Here is a 12,484-nt window from a genome sequence, read left to right as displayed (position 1 = left end):
GCTAAGCGGGGCCTCCACGACTGGCGTCTAACCCCTTGAAGCCATTGATAAGGCATGATAATCGCGGACTAAAGTTGGTCTGAGTGATTGGTCTGAAATGGCAAAAAGTTCGATGCGCTATCTCAATTTGCGCGGTTTGAAATACTGGTTCAAGCGTGACATTCCCCTAGCGATCCGCTCCCACTTCGACGGCAAGAGCGCCTATCTCATCAATCTTGAAACCGGTGACATTCGCGCTGCGATGGCCAGACGAGACGAATTGCGTCGGGAGACAGACAAGCTGTTCCGGGACGCCAAGTTTGGCAGAGCGTTGGCTCCTGTGATCGATGTGATCCGAGAAAAGGCCGAAATATGGACGAAAGAGATCGCGGAAGCCGCCGCCGATCCTTGGGGCTGGACCGCCAAAATCTATCATCGTCGCCCGGAAGACATCGAAGACGAGGATGTCGATACGCCCCGAGAGTTCGTTGAGCGAGAAGCCGAGGAGATCGAACGCACTCACGGAAGGGAGGGACGTGACCGGTTCCTCAATCTCGTCCAAGGGCGCGTAGACGTCGATCACCACATTGACGCCTATCTCAGCGAGGCGAAGCTTGCCAAAAAGACTACCGACGAGCGCCGCAACCTGATCAAACGGTTTGCGGGATGGGCCAAGCTTAAGGGATGGCCGCTCCATGAAATAACTCGTGCGAGAGCGGGAGCTTACTACTCCGAGGCCATCGCACCGCTCGACGTTCGAACGGCACGGAAGCACTTGGGAAGCGTCAAGCTCTATTGGGATTACCTCATCATCCGAGGTCACGTAGCTGGTGACAACCCATGGGACCGTCAAAAGCTCCCAGAGCGTGGCCGAAGGGTTGAGCGCAACGGGAAGAAGAAAGAACGCGCCTTCACGAAGGACGAGATCAAAACACTCATATACTCGCCGTACCCTGCCGGGACGAGTAAGTCATTCGAAGCCCAACTCAGCGATGCGATGCGCATCTCTGCCCTTTCTGGAATGAGAGAGAGCGAGATCGTCACTCTATGGGTCGAAGAATGCCCGATTGACGAGAAGGGGAACGGATACTTCGACATAAGACAGGGTAAGACCGGCGCTGCGGAACGACGCGTCCCAATGCACCCGGAACTCCTTGAGATCGTCAAGCGCCGTTCCAAGGGGAAAGGGCCACAAGATTGGCTGTTCGATGAACTGGCCAAAGAGCGTGATGCTGGCGACGTCTTCGGAAAGCGGTTCCGGCAGTATCGTTTGAAGCTCGGCGTTGACGACAAGCAGCCGGGGCAGCGGCGCAGTCTGGTCAATTTCCATTCTTTCCGTCGTTGGTTCATCACCGAGGCGGAGCGGGCTGGCATAGCGGAAAGCACAATATCCTCTGTTGTGGGCCACGAAGAAGGCCGCAAGTCGATAACCCTTAAAACCTACTCTGACGGCCCTGCGTGGCAGCAGATGCGGGTTTGCGTTACCTCTGTGAACCTCCCCGAGCTAAAGGAAAAGACCGAGGTTGTCGAAGCGACAGAGGCGGCCGAGGCGGCTTAAAACTGACAGAAATTTGCGAGGCATCGACCTCGACAAGTGCGGAAGCGAGCGTCCCCCCGGTGGGGTGGCGGCTATTACAGCACGCAACGGAAGCGGTCGTCTCTAGCTGAATGCCGTGCCGATGAGTTGAAGGACGAAGCCGCAAAGCACTAGGGCCAACCCTCTACGCCAATAGAGATGTCGAGCCATCGTTTCGACCTCCTCGGATACCTCGCCGATTGCGTCGGGATTGTCGTCCTTGAATAACTCCCGCGTGACATGAGAGGGCGGGCCATAAGGGTACTTGTCAATGTCGGAATATAGCTCGGCGATGTCCTCCCATTCCTCATCGATAAAGATGCGAGCCAGACCGGCTAGGTCGAGGAGCATACCGCTTATCGTGATCAACTTGGGGCTGACGAAAACGACCGCCCCGATGAGCAAAGCAAGGGCTATCAGAACCGACAGCTTCACCATCCTTCGAAAGGTGGCGATGAGTTCCAGTCGGCTACCCAAAGCGGATGGGAGAATGCGACCGTACAGAGTGCGTGTCACATAACCCTCAAGCGCATCATAGCGTTGCGCTGACCACGCAAGGCCATCGGCTATAAAGTTGCGCAAGTTCCGTCCCCCTACCTGCCTAATCCCCCGCATCTTATGCGGACGGAGCCGGTGCCCACAATGGACCGAAGGGGTGCGCCCACAGGCGTTCATTTGGGTGCGCATCAAGAGAACCACGAAAATGATGGTTCGATAATTACCTATTGACAGCCCAAATAGAACCGATGATAAGCGAACCACCTAAAACGAACTAAGGGTTCCAGATGCTTACCAGAGCCTACCTTCGCGCCAGCACAAAAGAGCAAGATGCGAGCCGCGCCAGAAACGACCTCCAGAGCTTTGCTGACGAGCGCGGTCTGAAAGTGGCGTCTTGGTATGTTGAGAATGAGAGCGGCGCTTCCTTGGCTCGCCCTGAGCTGTTTAGGCTGCTTTCCGACTGCCATCCCGGCGACGTCCTACTGGTCGAGCAAGTTGACCGCCTTAGCCGCCTCAACGCTGAGGATTGGGCGAAGCTCAAAGCTGAAATCACCGCTAAGCGCGTTCGGGTTGTCGCCCTTGATCTTCCCACCTCCTACCAGTTGGCAAACTCGGGAGACGACTTCACAAGCCGAATGCTGGATGCAATCAACGGCATGATGCTCGACATGCTGGCCGCTATCGCACGTAAGGACTACGAGGATCGCCGTAGGAGGCAGCGACAGGGCATTGATAAGGCCAAGTCCGATGGAGTTTATCGGGGTCGCCCTGAGGACGCCAAGCGGAACGAGGCAATCATCGCCATGCTCAAGTCTGGCCAAAGCTGGAACAATATCGTCAGCGCCACAGGATGCTCGCGCTCGACACTATCTCGACTGGCGAAGCGCATTGCTTCCGCACAGGAGGCATAAGGATGGAAGCGGCGGTTCAAGTTTTGCATTGGCTGGTCATAGGCGGCATGACCATTGCGGGGGTCATCGGCGTCTGGGAGACGTTCTTCCGGCAATGATCTAGCGAGGCAAAGCAAAAATAATCATGTCGATCGCTGATAGAATATATAAGATCAGTGCGATTTTCGGTAAAAAACAGTCTAAGTAGAAATTAGGGTTGGTGCGCGTAGATCATCTAAATTCACGAAAATTGGATGCGATATGCGAATGCGTTGCTAAGGCTATAAATGGGAAAAGAGTGATTTCTACTGTTGGCCGATTACCACCCCTTTAAGGAAATGACGTCTCAAAAATCAGTCAGATTTACTTTCTGATACTTCCCGCCATTCGCGTTCGGTGTCGCCTACCGTCATCCCTGCGTCCCTATCTGTTTCCCCCAAAGCGCCACTCGTTTCCGCGCTTGTTCCCCTCAAGTGCAGCATGAGGACGTCTTCTGTTCCCCGCAGCAAGAGCCATCTGCCTTCGTAGTCTGTTGCGCCAACCACCTGTCACGCGGCTTGCAACTGGCAGCACGAGGTGCGAGGCGGACTTCCAGAGTGTCGCCTGAAACGGTTGGGCTGTCTGCGCAATAGAGCCGCATCGGCTGCACTCCGTCGCTAACTTCGAACGTCAATCGTGCGGAGCTTTCAAGGCTGACATGCTCGGACACTTTGCGGATGATAGCGGAGAACTTCCCGGATGGCATGTGAGTGCGACCGTCCTCGTCAATATCCCATAGCTGCACGAATATCTCCGTCCATGCTTCGGGGTTAGCGCCGCAGTCAAGCGCCGCGAACTGACCCGCCTTGACCTCAGTGACGTGGTAGCCGCCTCTGATCCTTCCGCCATCATAGGTGAAGACAAGGGGCATCTCTTTGGCGTTGTCGAGCGTGCCTAATAGTTTGCCTAAGCTGATGTCGGTAGCGGACTGCAAAAGGGGCTTGTCGTGAGCGGTCATCTGCGTTACTCCCGTTTCAATAGTTCAAGGATCATTGAAATATGGATCAGCGTCAAGCCCTGACATCGTTCGCCGCGCTCTCGCAGGAAACCCGGCTCCAAATTGTTCGAATGCTCGTGGTGGCGGGACCGGAAGGAATGGCAGCGGGAATGGTCGCAGAGAAAACCGGCCTTTCGCCGTCGAATGTCTCATTCCACCTCAAAGAACTGGAGCGATCCGGCTTGATCACTCAGAAGCGTGTTTCCCGCTCTATTATCTCCTTCGCCAACTACGAGGCGCTTGGGGGTCTCGTGCGGTTTCTCATGGAGGACTGCTGCGCGGGCCATCCCGAGATTTGCGCTCCTGCCGCCGACATCGCCGCTTGCTGCGCTCCAGTCCAGAATGTGCAGTGAGGAACCGGGATGTCGCTGTTTGAACGCTACCTGACCGTTTGGGTTGGTCTCTGCATCATCGTAGGGGTCGCGCTTGGCCACTTCATGCCATCCACTTTCCACGCGATAGGGGCGCTGGAGGTCGCGAATGTCAATTTGCCCATGGCGGTCCTGATCTGGCTAATGATCATTCCTATGCTGATGAAGATCGACTTCTCGGCACTCGGGAAAGTTGGTCGCTATTGGCGGGGCATCGGCGTGACAGTCTTTGTCAATTGGGCGATCAAGCCGTTTTCCATGGCGCTCCTTGGCTGGCTGTTCGTCGGCTGGCTGTTCCGACCATACCTGCCAGCAGATCAGATCGACTTCTATGTCGCGGGCCTTATCATCCTTGCCGCCGCACCTTGTACCGCAATGGTGTTTGTCTGGTCCAATCTGACCAAAGGAGAGCCCCACTTCACTCTCTCGCAAGTCGCCTTGAACGACGCGATCATGGTTGTGGCATTCGCGCCGGTCGTTGGCCTCCTGCTCGGGCTGTCCGCAATCACCGTGCCATGGGACACCCTGACCCTTTCGGTGGTCCTGTATATTGTCCTTCCGGTGATCGTGTCCCAAGTCCTGCGCCGCCTTACCGACGCCAATCGGCTGGCCGAAACGCTGCAACCGGTCTCGCTGATCGCACTACTGGCAACTTTGGTCATGCTGTTCGGCTTTCAAGGAGAGCAGATCATTGCGCAGCCGACTATCATTGCGCTGCTGGCCGTCCCTATCCTGATCCAAGTCTACTTCAATGCGGGGCTGGCCTACCTACTCAACCGCTGGAGCGGTGAGGAGCATTGCGTTGCTGGTCCATCGACTCTGATCGGTGCCTCTAATTTCTTCGAATTGGCTGTCGCTGCTGCAATCAGCTTGTTCGGCTTCAAGTCGGGCGCTGCACTCGCAACGGTCGTCGGTGTCCTCGTAGAGGTGCCTGTCATGCTGTCTGTCGTCTGGATCGTCAATCGTAGCAAGGGTTGGTACGAGCGAGGCCATCGGGTGCGCACTGGCACTCATTCCATCAATTCCAAAGAGGCATGAAAATGGACGCCACCATCTACCACAACCCCGAATGCGGAACCTCTCGCAACACCTTGGCCCTGATCCGCCATGCGGGAATTGAGCCGACAGTCATTGAGTATCTGAAAGAGCCACCGTCACGGGACCAACTCGCCTCCATGATCGCTGATGCAGGGTTGTCTGTGAGGGAGGCCATTCGGGAAAAGGGAACGCCGTACGGGGAGCTTGGCTTGAACGATCCGGGCTTGAGCGATGCGCAGCTTCTCGACGCCATGCTTGAGCATCCGATCCTTATAAACCGGCCTTTTGTTGTGACGCAGATAGGGACGCGCCTTTGCAGACCATCCGAAGTCGTCCTCGACATTCTGCCCGATACGCATACGGGGCCATTCACCAAAGAGGACGGCGAACAGGTATTGAACGAGCAGGGGAAGCGCATTGTCTGATCTGCCCGCAGCTTCGCTCGACCACCTACAGCAGCCCGATCTTGAGGCGCTACGCCCACCGTATGCGAACCACAAGCCACGCATCTTGATCCTCTATGGCTCGCTTCGCGAGGTCTCATATAGTCGGCTGCTCGCCCAAGAGGCGCGGAGGTTGCTGGAGCATTTCGGCTGCGAAGTGCGCATATATGACCCGAAGGGCCTCCCTCTGCCTGACGAGGAACCGGCAAGCCATCCCAAGGTGCAGGAGCTTCGCGAACTGTCGGAATGGTCAGAGGGACAAGTATGGGTCAGTCCAGAGCGCCACGGCGCAATGACCGGCGTTATGAAGGCGCAGATTGATTGGATACCGCTTGCCATCGGTTCGGTTCGCCCCACACAGGGCAAGACCCTCGCGGTGATGGAAGTCTCGGGCGGCTCTCAGTCGTTCAACGCAGTCAATCAGATGCGCGTTCTCGGGCGTTGGATGCGGATGATCACCATCCCAAACCAGTCGTCGGTATCAAAGGCGTATCAGGAGTTTGACGCCAGTGGCAGAATGAAGCCTTCGCCATTCTATGACCGCGTGGTGGACGTTTGCGAGGAGCTTGTGAAGTTCACGCTGCTGACAAGGGGCGCTTCTGCCTATCTAGTTGACCGCTACAGCGAGCGGAAAGAAGATGCGGAGAAGCTAGAGCAACGCGTGGCGCTCAAGTCCATATGACCCCGGAACGGTTTCCCCTTGGAGCCGTCCTCGGCCTCGGCATCACCCAGATCATCGGCTACGGAAGCCTCTATTACAGTTTCAGCATCCTCGCGCCTGACATGGCGAGGGACTTTGAATGGTCCGTGGAGTGGGTCTTCGGAGTTCTCTCCGCTGCACTGCTTGTCGGCGGGCTTGTTGCCCCTTGGCTTGGCCGCTGGATAGATCGGTTCGGCGCTGGCAGGGTAATGACGTTTGGCTCTCTCGTTGCCGCAGTGGCGTTGATAGGATGCGCCCTGGCACCTGATCGAACCACGTTCACGTTGACGCTGATTGCGGTCGAGGTGTCTGCCAATCTGGTGCAGTATGGGGCGGCGTTCGCCTTGCTGGTCCAGATCGGTCCTGCCACCGCGCAACGAAGCATCACGTATTTGACGCTGATCGCCGGTTTCGCATCGACAATCTTCTGGCCAATCACAAGCGCCCTTCACGCGCACTTGTCGTGGCAGAGCGTCTATCTCGTATTCGCTGGCCTCAATCTTCTGGTTTGCCTCCCCATCCATGCTTGGCTGGCCCATACAGCCACGCAACGGAAGAAGAACGGCGACGCCCATAAGACCACCCATGCGGTAGCGGGATCGCTTTCCCCCGATGCCCGGAAGACTGGCTTCGTTATGATGGTGACAGCCTTTGCGCTCCAATCGCTCGTAGGCTCAGCGGTGCTTGTCCATATGGTGCCGCTGCTATCCGGTCTCGGGCTTGGCGCTTCTGCTGCACTGGTTGGGACACTGTTCGGCCCTGCACAAGTTGCCAGCCGGTTGATCAACATGGTGCTAGGGAAAGGCCTCCCGCCGCTTACGTTGGCCATCATAGCCGCCGCGCTCATGGCCCTTTCGGGGCTGGTTCTTGCCGCTACTTCCCCCGCTACGGCTGGAGCAATGGTCTTTGCGGTCCTATTCGGGTTCGGGAACGGGCTGTTCAGCATCGTCTCCGGAACGCTCCCGCTGTCGTTGTTCGGCAGTGAAGGATATGGGCGACTGCAAGGAAAGGTCATGTCGGCTCGGCTTATCGTTTCCGCCAGTGCGCCCTTCGTCTTCGCCCTCGCCATGTCGAACCTCGGAACGCTGGCGTCGATTGTTATCATTTCCGGCATCGGGGCGGCAGCGGTTGCGGCCTTTGTTCTGATTGGATGGGTGCAGCGGCGACGATAACCACGTCCACTAGAAAAGCGAAACTTCCCCTATCAGGACAATCCGCAGCCGGACCCTTTTAGGATGCTTTAGGACAAGTCGCCCCTTACCCCGCCCACTAGAAATCAGGCGCGATCATCTCCCTCAATCACCCCTGTGTTTTGGGGCTGACTGCAATACGCCGCACAATAGAACCAAACCACATCATCTCTCTGACGAGCGAGCCTCAATCCATTAGGCCGTTCATTAGAACTAATTCCCGGTTCACATATCCCATGTCTATCGGGCGCCTAATGGCGACCTAGCAACCGCCTTCAATAACCACATCATCAATCCACCACAGTGGCCTTCCGAGAACCCCTCGGAGGGCCTTTTTCATTTTATGCGAAAGGAAAAGCTCATGAGAGCAGAAGCAGCAAGGACCGTGTCCGAAAGAAGCAGACTGGCACAGGAAAGACAGCCTATCCCGTTTATTGACGAGTTCGGCCAGCGGTGCCTTCGGGTGCCCTTGGACAGCAAGAGGAAGAGATACGCGGTCATTGACGAAGCGTCGTATCAAAGAGCGACGGCGGGCAGAGCCACGGGCGTCTGGTTCTTGAACGACAACGGACACGGTAACTCCTATGTCCGATGCTGGAGCCTAGCGAGCGCTACCGGCAAGCCCACTTTGGTTCAGGTCGCAAGACTGATCACCGACGCGGGACGAGGGAAGATCGTCCGCTATGCAAATGGGGATAGGCTCGACCTTAGAGCCAGCAATCTCAGAAGTCGGCGTGGGTCGGCCAAGAGGTGTGACGGCCAGATAGCGACGATCTCAGAAATGGAAGTCGCAATATGAGCGGGGGCGCGGGAAACCCCGCCACCCTTCGCAAGAGAGCCACGGTCGCCATCGAGCGGATCAACCAGACGGATCACTTCAAGTTCCGCTGGGGCAAGCTCGACAAGTACCATAAGGCTGACCTTGCGGGCCATTTAAGGAAGACCGGCAAGGCGCTTGATCCGGTCCTTCTATGGCGCGACAGCGAAGACGGGAATGCTGCTCTCGTCCTCATCGATGGCGAGCATCGTCTAGCGGCATACAAGGCCGTGGGATGGAAGAAGGGCGTCCCTGCCATCATACTTCATTGTGATCGTCGGACGGCGTTGCTGGCGGCTCTGGGAGCTAATGCAAAGCATGTCCTTCCCCTCAGCCAGACAGAGAGGACGGACGCCGCATGGAGGCTGGTAAGGGAGCCAGTCCAGCCACCCTATACCCGCAAGGAGATTGTCGGCTTGGCCAGCGTGTCGGCCCGTACAGTCAACTATATGCGCAGCCGATGGACCGAGATGGTCAAAGCGGGGCAGGAGCCTACAGGAGAATGGGGGCGGGACCGCTCTGGTCATTCAGAAGATCGCGATGGTTCGGAAATGACCGACGCTCGAAGGGAGCGGGAGATTGCAATCCTAGTCTCTGAAATCCGCGATGTCATCGACAGACGTAAGAGGCCAGAGAAGGCGATCTTACGGGATGGTTGGGCGGTCGATACCGCAATCCTTGAGGCCATTGGCGACAAACGCTTCAAGGACTTGGCAGACTACTTCTTTGGAGAGAATGAGGAGCGGAACGAATGGTTCGGGGACACCCTTACCGACGATGCCGATTGCTCAGGCGACGACATGGATGATGTCAACTTCTGATGCCAAGGGTGCAACAAGTAGGGAGGTGCAATTGCACCCCCTGCTGGTTCCCTGCCGGTGACGCCGAATGGTTATCCACCGGCACCACCGAGGGTATAGCCTCACGCAGATAACAGAATATCAGCGATCACTGAAAATTGGTCTGAAAGGTTGGTCTGAATTGGTCTGAGATAAATCGGAAAATTCCCCGTAAGGGTTTGATAAGCCTATCAAATCTGTACGTATGGGAAATTTGGTGGAGCTAAGCGGGATCGAACCGCTGACCTCTTGCATGCCATGCAAGCGCTCTCCCAGCTGAGCTATAGCCCCATAACGGGTCCGGCGAGGCCGGTTTCCGGGAACCGAAGCGGCGTTGCCGTTCGGTGTGCGGCTTATTACTTGCCGTGCCGGAGGATGGCAAGCCGAAAAATGAAATCCGGCCGATTTTTTTAAAATCGGCCGGAAATCAGAGTGTTACGCTTCGTCTTCGTCGCCGGTGACGCCAATGAGGTCGCTCATGTCGTCGTTGTCGTCGTCTTCGTCCTGTTCCAGGAACGTGTCGTCGTCGTCGCCGTCGATTTCGACGTCGTCATCGCCGAGATCCGGAATGTCGTCGCCGCCGGATGCATCTTCATCGGCATCCTCGAGCGAAACCAGTTCGACTTCCGTGTTCTCGGTATCGACTTCGTTGACGTCTTCTTCCTCATCCTTCTCCATGACGGCGGCCGCGGAGGTTTCCTCGAAGAAGGAAAGCGGATAGGACTTGCCCGTATAAGGCGACACGATCGGATCGCGGTTCAGGTCGTAGAACTTCTTGCCCGTCTCCGGGTCGATGCGTTTGGTTCCGAGTTCCGGTTTTGCCACTGTCAAAGCCTCTCAGGTGCCGATTGTCTCAGGCGGGGCCGGGTGACCGGCGCGTTAAAGGGAAAATGATTAGCCGGTCCCCTTAATCGTCTTGCGCTATCCTGTCAAAGCGAAACTGAGGGTGCGACGGAGCGCGCATTCGGGCCGAATGTTTTTCGGCGGGAGGATGACGCTTTAAATCGTTTGTGATAGCAAGCGCGCGATCTCCCCGGAGTGCCTGGCGGAGAGCCGACCATATAAGGAAGACGCCCATGTCGCACGGCGCCCATGCACGGCCCGCAACCGCCCGCAAATCCTCCGGCCTTTCCGGCACCGTCCGCATTCCCGGCGACAAATCGATTTCCCACCGTTCCTTCATGTTCGGCGGCCTGGCGAGCGGCGAAACACGCATCACCGGCCTCCTGGAAGGCGAAGACGTCATCAATACCGGCAAGGCGATGCAGGCCATGGGCGCCAGGATCCGCAAGGACGGCGATACCTGGATCATCAATGGCGTCGGCAACGGCGCGCTGCTTGCGCCGGAAGCGCCGCTCGATTTCGGCAATGCCGGCACGGGCTGCCGCCTGACCATGGGCCTTGTCGGCGTCTACGACTTCGATTCGACCTTCATCGGCGATGCCTCGCTCACCAAGCGCCCGATGGGCCGCGTGCTCAACCCGCTGCGCGAGATGGGCGTGCAGGTCACGTCCGCCGAGGGTGATCGCCTGCCGGTCACGCTGCGCGGTCCCAAGACCCCCACGCCGATCACCTACCGCGTGCCGATGGCCTCCGCCCAGGTGAAGTCCGCGGTTCTGCTCGCCGGCCTCAACACGCCCGGCATCACCACGGTCATCGAACCGATCATGACCCGCGACCACACGGAGAAGATGCTGCAGGGCTTCGGCGCGAACCTGACGGTCGAGACGGATGCCGACGGCGTTCGCACCATCCGGCTCGAAGGCCGCGGCAAGCTCACCGGCCAGATCATCGACGTTCCCGGCGATCCGTCCTCCACGGCCTTCCCGCTGGTGGCGGCGCTGCTCGTTCCGGGCTCCGACATCACCATTCTCAACGTGCTGATGAACCCCACGCGCACCGGCCTCATCCTGACCCTTCAGGAAATGGGCGCCGATATCGAGGTGCTGAACCCGCGCCTTGCCGGCGGCGAGGACGTGGCGGACCTGCGCGTGCGCTCCTCCGTGCTGAAGGGTGTCACGGTGCCGGAAGACCGCGCGCCGTCGATGATCGACGAGTACCCGGTGCTCGCCGTCGCCGCATCCTTCGCGGAGGGCACGACGGTCATGAACGGCCTCGACGAATTGCGCGTCAAGGAAAGCGACCGCCTTTCGGCCGTTGCCGAGGGCCTGAAGCTGAACGGCGTGGATTGCGACGAAGGCGAAGCCTCGCTCGTCGTGCGTGGCCGGCCGGATGGCAACGGCCTCGGCAATGCCGCGGGCGCCGCCGTGGCCACGCATCTCGATCACCGCATCGCCATGAGCTTCCTCGTCATGGGCCTCGTCTCCGAGCATCCCGTCACGGTGGACGACGCGACGATGATCGCGACCAGCTTCCCCGAATTCATGGACCTCATGGCCGGGCTTGGCGCGAAGATCGAGCTTTCCGACGTCAAGGCCGCCTGATGACGTTCACCATCGCCATCGACGGTCCCGCTGCCGCCGGCAAGGGGACGCTCTCGCGCCGTATCGCGGAGGTCTATGGCTTTCATCATCTCGATACCGGCCTGACCTATCGCGCGACGGCGAAGGCGCTGCTCGATCGCGGCCTGCCGCTCGATGACGAGGCGGTCGCCGCCGATGTCGCCCGCGGCCTCGATCTCGCGGGGCTCGACCGCGCCGCCCTGTCCGCCCACGCCATCGGCGAGGCGGCTTCGAAGATCGCGGTCATGCCTTCGGTGCGCCGGGCGCTGGTCGAGGCGCAGCGCGGCTTTGCGATGCGCGAGCCCGGCACGGTGCTCGACGGCCGCGACATCGGCACGGTCGTCTGCCCGGATGCGCCGGTGAAGCTTTATGTCACGGCGTCGGCCGAGGTGCGCGCCAGGCGCCGCTACGACGAGATCGTGGCCGGCGGCGGGGTGGCCGATTACGGGACGATCCTGGAGGATATCCGCCGCCGCGACGAACGCGACATGGGGCGCGCGGACAGCCCGCTGAAGCCCGCTGACGATGCGCACTTGCTCGATACCTCGGAAATGAGTATAGAGGCGGCGTTTTCTGCGGCAAAGTCGATCATCGACGCTGTCCTTAAAGACTAGAACGAAGCCTGTCCCCGCGCCGGATTTGCTG

General features: G+C 58.5%; 14 protein-coding genes and 1 tRNA gene. 11 read left to right on the top strand and 4 right to left on the bottom strand.

Going from position 1 to position 12,484, the window contains the following annotated elements:
- Nucleotides 1-112 precede the first annotated feature (112 nt).
- The gene (locus B5M41_RS20260) at nucleotides 113-1,537 is read left to right on the top strand and encodes a tyrosine-type recombinase/integrase (RefSeq protein ID WP_167719117.1); all 1,425 of its coding nucleotides are present in this window, start codon (nucleotides 113-115) and stop codon (nucleotides 1,535-1,537) included.
- Nucleotides 1,538-1,639: 102 nt separating this feature from the next.
- Here B5M41_RS20260 and B5M41_RS20255 read toward each other — a convergent pair whose 3' ends face one another.
- Nucleotides 1,640-2,137 carry a hypothetical protein gene (locus tag B5M41_RS20255; protein WP_134649635.1) on the bottom strand — a complete coding sequence of 166 codons (498 nt, stop codon included), beginning with the start codon at nucleotides 2,135-2,137 and terminating at the stop codon, nucleotides 1,640-1,642.
- Between the two features lie 203 nt (nucleotides 2,138-2,340).
- Between B5M41_RS20255 and B5M41_RS20250 the strand changes: the two genes are divergently transcribed.
- Nucleotides 2,341-2,964: a recombinase family protein gene (locus tag B5M41_RS20250; RefSeq protein ID WP_134649636.1), complete on the top strand. Its 624-nt coding sequence runs from the start codon at nucleotides 2,341-2,343 to the stop codon at nucleotides 2,962-2,964.
- Nucleotides 2,965-3,412: 448 nt separating this feature from the next.
- Here B5M41_RS20250 and B5M41_RS20245 read toward each other — a convergent pair whose 3' ends face one another.
- Nucleotides 3,413-3,940, bottom strand: a complete 528-nt coding sequence (locus B5M41_RS20245) for a DUF6428 family protein (RefSeq protein WP_134649637.1) — start codon at nucleotides 3,938-3,940, stop codon at nucleotides 3,413-3,415.
- Nucleotides 3,941-3,981: 41 nt separating this feature from the next.
- Between B5M41_RS20245 and B5M41_RS20240 the strand changes: the two genes are divergently transcribed.
- From B5M41_RS20240 to B5M41_RS20210, 7 genes are all read left to right on the top strand, one after another.
- Nucleotides 3,982-4,332, top strand: a complete 351-nt coding sequence (locus tag B5M41_RS20240; protein WP_134649638.1) for an ArsR/SmtB family transcription factor — start codon at nucleotides 3,982-3,984, stop codon at nucleotides 4,330-4,332.
- Between the two features lie 9 nt (nucleotides 4,333-4,341).
- Nucleotides 4,342-5,388: an ACR3 family arsenite efflux transporter gene (arsB, locus tag B5M41_RS20235; protein WP_134649639.1), complete on the top strand. Its 1,047-nt coding sequence runs from the start codon at nucleotides 4,342-4,344 to the stop codon at nucleotides 5,386-5,388.
- Nucleotides 5,389-5,390: 2 nt separating this feature from the next.
- Nucleotides 5,391-5,813, top strand: a complete 423-nt coding sequence (gene arsC, locus B5M41_RS20230) for an arsenate reductase (glutaredoxin) (protein ID WP_134649640.1) — start codon at nucleotides 5,391-5,393, stop codon at nucleotides 5,811-5,813.
- Entirely contained in the window at nucleotides 5,806-6,513 is a 708-nt protein-coding gene (gene arsH / locus B5M41_RS20225) for an arsenical resistance protein ArsH (protein ID WP_134649641.1), read from the top strand. Before arsC ends, arsH begins: the two co-directional genes overlap by 8 nt.
- Nucleotides 6,510-7,703, top strand: a complete 1,194-nt coding sequence (gene arsK, locus B5M41_RS20220; RefSeq protein ID WP_134649642.1) for an arsenite efflux MFS transporter ArsK — start codon at nucleotides 6,510-6,512, stop codon at nucleotides 7,701-7,703. The genes arsH and arsK overlap by 4 nt, the downstream gene beginning before the upstream one ends.
- Nucleotides 7,704-8,082: 379 nt before the next feature.
- Nucleotides 8,083-8,520 carry a hypothetical protein gene (locus B5M41_RS20215; protein WP_134649643.1) on the top strand — a complete coding sequence of 146 codons (438 nt, stop codon included), beginning with the start codon at nucleotides 8,083-8,085 and terminating at the stop codon, nucleotides 8,518-8,520.
- The gene (locus B5M41_RS20210) at nucleotides 8,517-9,359 is read left to right on the top strand and encodes a ParB N-terminal domain-containing protein (RefSeq protein ID WP_134649644.1); all 843 of its coding nucleotides are present in this window, start codon (nucleotides 8,517-8,519) and stop codon (nucleotides 9,357-9,359) included. Before B5M41_RS20215 ends, B5M41_RS20210 begins: the two co-directional genes overlap by 4 nt.
- Before the next feature lie 233 nt (nucleotides 9,360-9,592).
- Here the strand turns inward: B5M41_RS20210 and B5M41_RS20205 are convergent.
- A tRNA-Ala gene (locus tag B5M41_RS20205) sits at nucleotides 9,593-9,668 on the bottom strand.
- 144 nt (nucleotides 9,669-9,812) lie between these two features.
- Nucleotides 9,813-10,202 (bottom strand): TIGR02300 family protein, encoded by a 390-nt coding sequence (locus B5M41_RS20200; protein WP_134649645.1) that lies wholly within the window; start codon nucleotides 10,200-10,202, stop codon nucleotides 9,813-9,815.
- Nucleotides 10,203-10,453: 251 nt separating this feature from the next.
- On the opposite strand from B5M41_RS20200, the gene aroA reads away from it, so the two are divergent.
- Nucleotides 10,454-11,821, top strand: coding sequence for a 3-phosphoshikimate 1-carboxyvinyltransferase (gene aroA / locus B5M41_RS20195; protein WP_134649646.1), 1,368 nt, complete (start codon nucleotides 10,454-10,456; stop codon nucleotides 11,819-11,821).
- On the top strand, nucleotides 11,821-12,453 hold the full coding sequence (gene cmk, locus B5M41_RS20190) for a (d)CMP kinase (RefSeq protein ID WP_134649647.1): 633 nt from the start codon (nucleotides 11,821-11,823) through the stop codon (nucleotides 12,451-12,453). Before aroA ends, cmk begins: the two co-directional genes overlap by 1 nt.
- Nucleotides 12,454-12,484 lie beyond the last annotated feature (31 nt).

This window comes from Shinella sumterensis (assembly GCF_004514425.2).
Taxonomy (GTDB): domain Bacteria; phylum Pseudomonadota; class Alphaproteobacteria; order Rhizobiales; family Rhizobiaceae; genus Shinella; species Shinella sumterensis.
The sequence above is the reverse complement of the archived record's forward strand: the minus strand, read 5'-3'. Positions and strand labels throughout refer to the sequence as shown.

Excerpts from the sequence above, each read along its gene's own strand:
- B5M41_RS20260 (WP_167719117.1), top strand. The coding sequence starts at position 113 with ATGCGCTATCTCAATTTGCGCGGTTTGAAATACTGGTTCAAGCGTGAC.
- B5M41_RS20250 (WP_134649636.1), top strand. The coding sequence starts at position 2,341 with ATGCTTACCAGAGCCTACCTTCGCGCCAGCACAAAAGAGCAAGATGCG.
- B5M41_RS20245 (WP_134649637.1), bottom strand. The coding sequence starts at position 3,940 with ATGACCGCTCACGACAAGCCCCTTTTGCAGTCCGCTACCGACATCAGC.
- B5M41_RS20240 (WP_134649638.1), top strand. The coding sequence starts at position 3,982 with ATGGATCAGCGTCAAGCCCTGACATCGTTCGCCGCGCTCTCGCAGGAA.
- arsB (WP_134649639.1), top strand. The coding sequence starts at position 4,342 with ATGTCGCTGTTTGAACGCTACCTGACCGTTTGGGTTGGTCTCTGCATC.
- arsC (WP_134649640.1), top strand. The coding sequence starts at position 5,391 with ATGGACGCCACCATCTACCACAACCCCGAATGCGGAACCTCTCGCAAC.
- arsK (WP_134649642.1), top strand. The coding sequence starts at position 6,510 with ATGACCCCGGAACGGTTTCCCCTTGGAGCCGTCCTCGGCCTCGGCATC.
- B5M41_RS20215 (WP_134649643.1), top strand. The coding sequence starts at position 8,083 with ATGAGAGCAGAAGCAGCAAGGACCGTGTCCGAAAGAAGCAGACTGGCA.
- B5M41_RS20210 (WP_134649644.1), top strand. The coding sequence starts at position 8,517 with ATGAGCGGGGGCGCGGGAAACCCCGCCACCCTTCGCAAGAGAGCCACG.
- aroA (WP_134649646.1), top strand. The coding sequence starts at position 10,454 with ATGTCGCACGGCGCCCATGCACGGCCCGCAACCGCCCGCAAATCCTCC.
- cmk (WP_134649647.1), top strand. The coding sequence starts at position 11,821 with ATGACGTTCACCATCGCCATCGACGGTCCCGCTGCCGCCGGCAAGGGG.